The 5,322-nt window shown below is 59.6% G+C and carries 7 protein-coding genes and 1 pseudogene; 3 read left to right on the top strand and 5 right to left on the bottom strand.

The window, feature by feature from the left end:
• Positions 1 to 239: 239 nt before the first annotated feature.
• Entirely contained in the window at positions 240 to 1,589 is a 1,350-nt protein-coding gene (locus ACP5J3_RS10510) for a bifunctional hydroxymethylpyrimidine kinase/phosphomethylpyrimidine kinase (RefSeq protein ID WP_428495649.1), read from the top strand.
• Between the two features lie 59 nt (positions 1,590 to 1,648).
• Positions 1,649 to 1,999 carry a hypothetical protein gene (locus ACP5J3_RS10505; RefSeq protein WP_428495648.1) on the top strand — a complete coding sequence of 117 codons (351 nt, stop codon included), beginning with the start codon at positions 1,649 to 1,651 and terminating at the stop codon, positions 1,997 to 1,999.
• A gap of 1 nt (position 2,000) precedes the next feature.
• Here ACP5J3_RS10505 and ACP5J3_RS10500 read toward each other — a convergent pair whose 3' ends face one another.
• From ACP5J3_RS10500 to ACP5J3_RS10490, 3 genes are all read right to left on the bottom strand, one after another.
• Positions 2,001 to 2,222: a hypothetical protein gene (locus tag ACP5J3_RS10500; RefSeq protein ID WP_428495647.1), complete on the bottom strand. Its 222-nt coding sequence runs from the start codon at positions 2,220 to 2,222 to the stop codon at positions 2,001 to 2,003.
• Positions 2,198 to 2,635, bottom strand: a complete 438-nt coding sequence (locus ACP5J3_RS10495; RefSeq protein WP_428495646.1) for a DNA-binding protein — start codon at positions 2,633 to 2,635, stop codon at positions 2,198 to 2,200. The genes ACP5J3_RS10500 and ACP5J3_RS10495 overlap by 25 nt, the downstream gene beginning before the upstream one ends.
• Before the next feature lie 67 nt (positions 2,636 to 2,702).
• Complete coding sequence (locus ACP5J3_RS10490) at positions 2,703 to 2,918, bottom strand: hypothetical protein (RefSeq protein ID WP_428495650.1); 216 nt, start codon at positions 2,916 to 2,918, stop codon at positions 2,703 to 2,705.
• 406 nt (positions 2,919 to 3,324) lie between these two features.
• On the opposite strand from ACP5J3_RS10490, the gene ACP5J3_RS10485 reads away from it, so the two are divergent.
• Complete coding sequence (locus ACP5J3_RS10485) at positions 3,325 to 4,647, top strand: APC family permease (protein ID WP_428495645.1); 1,323 nt, start codon at positions 3,325 to 3,327, stop codon at positions 4,645 to 4,647.
• On the opposite strand, the gene ACP5J3_RS10480 is transcribed toward ACP5J3_RS10485, so the two are convergent.
• Positions 4,631 to 5,062, bottom strand: coding sequence for a PaREP1 family protein (locus tag ACP5J3_RS10480; RefSeq protein ID WP_428495644.1), 432 nt, complete (start codon positions 5,060 to 5,062; stop codon positions 4,631 to 4,633). The genes ACP5J3_RS10485 and ACP5J3_RS10480 overlap by 17 nt on opposite strands.
• 51 nt (positions 5,063 to 5,113) lie before the next feature.
• Positions 5,114 to 5,322 (bottom strand): annotated as a pseudogene (locus tag ACP5J3_RS10475) (NUDIX hydrolase); the annotation flags it as partial.

The raw sequence follows: 5,322 nt of genomic DNA, 5'->3' as shown, positions 1-5,322 counted from the left end.
TCCCCATCGAGCTTAGCTAGCCTCCTCTGGCTGGGCCCGAAGAAGAGCATCTTTATGTCGTTGAATCTCTTGTTTAGATAGGAGCGGTATGCGAACATAAGGGCTATGTCGAACTTCTCGTCGTCTGACAGCACCACTACGGCTATTTTAACCATTAAAACGGCGGGTCTGCTATTTTTAAAAATTGTGTTCTAGCTAAGTTGGGCAAAAGTTATTAATGGGTACGTAATTGAGTTTTTATGTGGAGGGTTGCTATAACAATTGCCGGGCTTGACTCCGGCGGGGGGGCGGGGATCCACGCCGACGTTAAGACCTTCGCCGCGATGGGCGTCCACGGCGCGACGGCGCTGACGTGCGTAACGGCGCAGAATACCTACGAGGTTAGGGAGGTGCAGTGCCTCAGCCCGGCGATGGTGAGGGCCCAGATACTCGCCGTGTGGGACGACATGGGGATAGACGCCGGGAAAACCGGCATGCTGGGGACGAGGGAGATAATTGAGGAGGTGGCGTCTACAGTGGAGAAGCTGGGCTTCCCCCTGGTGGTGGACCCGGTGATGGTGGCCAAGTCCGGCGCGCCGCTGATATCCGACGACGCCGTCGACGTGTTGAAGAAGAGGCTGTTGCCGGTGGCTAAGGTGGCGACTCCCAACAGGCCCGAGGCGGAGAGGCTCACCGGCATGTCCATAGCCTCGGAGAAAGACGCCGAAAGGGCGGCGGAGTACATCCACAGGGAGTACGGGACTGAGGTGGTTATCGTAAAGGGCGGCCACCTCGCGGGCGGCGAGGCGGTGGACGTGGTGTACTACAGAGGCGCGATACACAAGTTCTCCACCCCCAGGCTGGACTCCAGGGCGACTCACGGCACCGGCTGCGCCTACTCCGCGGCCATCGCGGCGGGGCTGGCGAAGGGGCTTGACCCCCTGGAGGCTGTCAAGACGGCGAAGCAGTTTATCTACACCGCTATTAAATACGGAGTGGCCAGGGGCAAGGGCCACTGGGCGGTTAACCCCACCGCCTGGGTGGAGATACCCGCGGAGAGGTGGAGAGCTGTGGAGGAGCTGGGGGCCGCGCTTGAGCTGGTGAGGAGCAACGCGGAGAAGCTGGCCAAGGCCATCCCCGAGGTGCAGAGCAACCTCGGCTACGTAATCGACCCGCGCTACGCCCGGGACACGGGGGACGTGGCGGCGGTGCCTGGACGCATTGTGAACTACATGGGCGAGGCGAGGCCCTCCGGGCCGCCCACATTCGGAGCCAGTAGCCACATAGCCAGAAAAATCCTGGCCCTCACGTCGCGCGACCCCCGCGCCAGGTCGGCGATGAACATCCGCTACGACCCGGAGCTTGTGGAGAGGGCCAAGGCCCTCGGCTTCAAGATAGCGGTGGTGGACAGAAGGCGGGAGCCGGAGGAGGTGAAGAAGAGGGAGGGAGGCACCATGCAGTGGGTTGTGGAAGAGGCGCTGAGGCAGACAGGAGGGGCGGCCCCCGACTTGATTGTCGACTTGGGTGACTGGGGCAAGGAGCCGCAGATCACCGTCGTGGGGAGGACGCCCACGGAGGTGGTTGAAAAGGTGCTGAAGATCCTGTCCTGACAGCGCCGCCCAGCACGCCCACGCCACAGCTTTAAATCCTCGACTGTTGATTGATAAACATGTGGCGCACGGTTGCAATCGCCGTTGTAGCCGCGGCCGCCCTCGCCGGCCTGGTGTACCTAATCAACTTGGCGGCCCCCTCCGCCATTAAATACGCCGACAGCTACGACAAAGTCTTGGTGCTGGAGGTGAGCGCCAGCAACGTCCTTTTTGCAGACAGGGTCAGCGCGACCCTCCGAAATTTAAAAAACGGGAGCTTGGTGTATAGAGTGGAGTGCACCCGCCACTCTATCTACGGCGGGTTTAGATACGCCAGATTTCTCTGCAACGCCAGCGCGGTTGAGCCCGGGATATATGCGATAGAGATCAGCTGGCCGCTACACCTCGAAGGGACCGTGGTGGTGAGGTAGCTCACGGAATCCACACCCCGGCCTCTCTCAACACCTCTATAAACTCCTCCAGCCCCAGCCCCGAGAGTCTCTGCGAAAGCCGCAGATCGCCCGTCTCAATGAAGAGAACGACGGCCGCCCTGACCCTCGGCGGCAAGCTGTTTATAAAGCCCCAATTGGCCTCCCTCCTCCTCATCTCCCGGGCCTCCTCCTCACGCTCTACGTACCAGGCAGGTAGCGCCATATCCTCTCTAGATCTCTTCGCGGAAATTTATGTCTTGTCTCCCGTTCGTAAAGGAGGAAGTCGTCCCTACCCACGAGGCCCCGCCTCGCCAGCTCTCCCAAGACCTCAAGCGCCCTCCAAACCCTAGCCCTCGCGTAGAGGTGTTGCGACGCGTAGGCGGCGCCGTTCTCCGACAGCACAACATAGCCTCTGTCGCCAGCCACGGCGATGCAGTAAGCCTCTGGGTAGTCGAGCCGCCTCACAGGGTACCGGCCGCTCAGCTCCATTAGACGAAGCGCCTCCTCTCTGTAATTCGGCAACTCCGGAAACAGCGCAATTCTCCCCCGCGCCATGTTTTCGGACACCCACATCACCGTCCCCTCTGAGTGCAACTCGGCGAGCACAGGCTCCGGCACCCAAACAACCTCAAACACGTCAAATAATAAATCTCTCTTTCCAAATCTTGCCCAATCGATGAAGAAAGAGGCGTCGGCAATGGCGTTAGTTGACATGGGGGATGTTTGCCCTTATCCTCAGCTCGTTAAACTCCTCCATCTTCATCCCAGCTATTCTCGACGCCACGTATAAATCCCCGGTCTCGATGTAGTATACCAGCGCCGCCCTAAGCCGGGGAGGCAAGCTGTTTATAAAGTCCCAATTGGCCTCTCTCCTCCTCATCTCCCGGGCCTCCTCCTCGCGGGCGAGGATCTCCTCAATCTCCACGTATCTAAAGGCGTGCCGTCTTATAAGCTTTGTCTCTTAGGCTACGCCCCATTTCTGCTCTCCCGGCGTTCCGGGGCACGGGGTCCGGCGGGCGCCGAGGCGCGCGCGGGCGTGGCCGCCCGGAGGACTTTCGCCGCACACTCCGACAAGCTGATTAGCGTAGCCCCCCGCCATTGCTAGCTGGGAGGCGGGGCAGGCCTCAGTAAACACATCTCACATGAATCAGCCGAAGCAGGATATTCGCAGGATGCATCAGATATTTCCATGACTCAATCTGACTGCCTCAATCGGGGCGGACGGCTGTCGGCTCTACGTGGCGTTGCAGAATCTCGGCTTTTCTTTGCCTACGTTAGCTAGAGGGGATAGCCACAGCCAGTATAAAAATTAAATAATGATTTAGATGTGGCACGGCGTGGGAGAGCTGTCGCGTCAGTGGCTGAGGAGGAGGCTCGGCGTCTTTGACATATACGCCTTGGTGCACGCCGACACGCAGAGCACCTTCTACTTCCTAGCTGGATACGTGGCGCTGGCGGCCGGGCTTTGGGGATTTGTAGGGACTGTGTATGGCGTTGTGCTTATGGCGGCCATAGCGCTCACTTACGGAGAGATGGGCTCTCGCTTTCCTGAGACTGGCGGGTCCTATCTATACGTCAAGTACTCCTTCGGCGCCGCCGTTGCCTACCTCTCAACATGGTTGCTCGCCTTTGATCAAGTGGTGATGGTCGCCTACGGAACGATAGATGCGGCTAAGGCGGTGCTGAAGCTTCTCCACGGCGCCACCGGGGCGTTTGAAGTCTTATTAGCCCTCGTCTTCTCTGGCGTGCTCTTCCTCTTAGCTCTCCTGGGGATTAGGGAATCGGCCTCGTGGGGTAAGGCGGTCGCTGTTATGGATCTCACCCTCATGTTTTCTCTCATAGTAACAGCCCTCGCCACGAGCCCCTCGGCGCCCCCCTTTTTCAACTGGGGGGGCGTGGAGGCCGCAAACCTCTTCTTGGCCTTTTCCCTCCTCTCCAGAGGCTTTACCGGACTAGACGCCCTCGGGCAACTAGCAGGAGAGGCTCGGGAGCCGCTTGTACAAGTGCCCAAGGCTACTGTGCTTTTGATAACCATCGGCGCGCTGGGCGCCCTAGGCCTCATGGCCTCTATCATGTCGGCGCTGACGCCCCATGACTTAACGGACCCCGCCATAGCGCCGGTTCTGCTCGCAGAAAAGATACACCCAGTTTTGTACTACCTCGTCGCGGCTAATATCATCGCCGTCATGCTCACAGCGGCTCTTACAGGCTACATCGCCTTCTCCCGGCTGACCTACATTTTAGCAGACGAGGGCCACCTGCCCCCACACTTCTGGAGACTTCACAAAAGATTTAGAACCCCCCACATATCCCTTACAGTTGCATTCACCGCCTCCCTCCTACTAATATACGTAGGGGAGATAAAGATTATACTCGCAATATACGCCTTGGGTTCCCTCATTAACTACCTACTAGTAGCCCTCGCCCTGGCCAAAGCCTCGAGAAGCGGAACGCTACACGGCGCCTTCAGCACACCCCTCATCGCCGGGATCCCCCTCTCCGCGTGGATAGCCATGGCGCTGATACCCATCGGCATCGCCCTGACCCTGATAGAGAAGTACCCCTACCTCTGGGCGTGGGGCCTCTGGATAGCCGCAGGCTTAATACTGTACTACTACAGAAAGACAGCCGCTAGGAGCCGCCCCTAGCCACAAGCTCCGCCACCTTCCTCAAACCCCGCTCGATGTAAGGCACGCGGTCAGCCACGTCCTCCAGCGTAAGCCGCGCCTCGCGGAACCCCTCCACGTGCAGAAACCAGCCCTCAGCAAAAGCCAGCCTAAACTCCTCCCCCAGTGCCCCAGCCAGCTTTCTCACAGCCGAGAAGAAGATCCTCGCCTCCCACCTCCCCGCCCTCGCCGCCTCCCCGGCCTCTGGCAACCCCAAGACAACGGCCGCCGCCTTCACAGCCTCCTCCACAGCTTTGTACAGCTTCTCAGAGGCTTGCACCGGATCGCTCTGCGCCTTGCCCTCTTCTAAATACTTAAAGGCCATCTCTAAATGGATCCTCCCCTCTTCCGAAGGGTCAAGACTCAGAAGTGTAGCCAGCGTCCCTAGTGATAACATACTCCACATCTATCCCCCTCGCCTTAGCCTCCCCCGACGGCGCCCCCACGGCTACAGGAGGCTCCTGGCCCGCGCAGCGAGAAACGCTATTATCGTCTTGCCGTCCCTCACCTCGCCGCTCTCAATCATGCGGAGCACCTCCCCCGGCGTCTTGAAGACAACCTCCATATCCACCTCTCCGGGGTCCCTCTCCCCCACCCCCACGTACTCCAAGGCGTCGGTGAAGTAGAGCCTAATTAGCTCGTCGCTGAGGCCCGGGC

The sequence above is a fragment of the Pyrobaculum sp. genome, from assembly GCF_049971835.1.
Lineage (GTDB): Archaea > Thermoproteota > Thermoprotei > Thermoproteales > Thermoproteaceae > Pyrobaculum.
The sequence above is the reverse complement of the archived record's forward strand: the minus strand, read 5'-3'. Positions and strand labels throughout refer to the sequence as shown.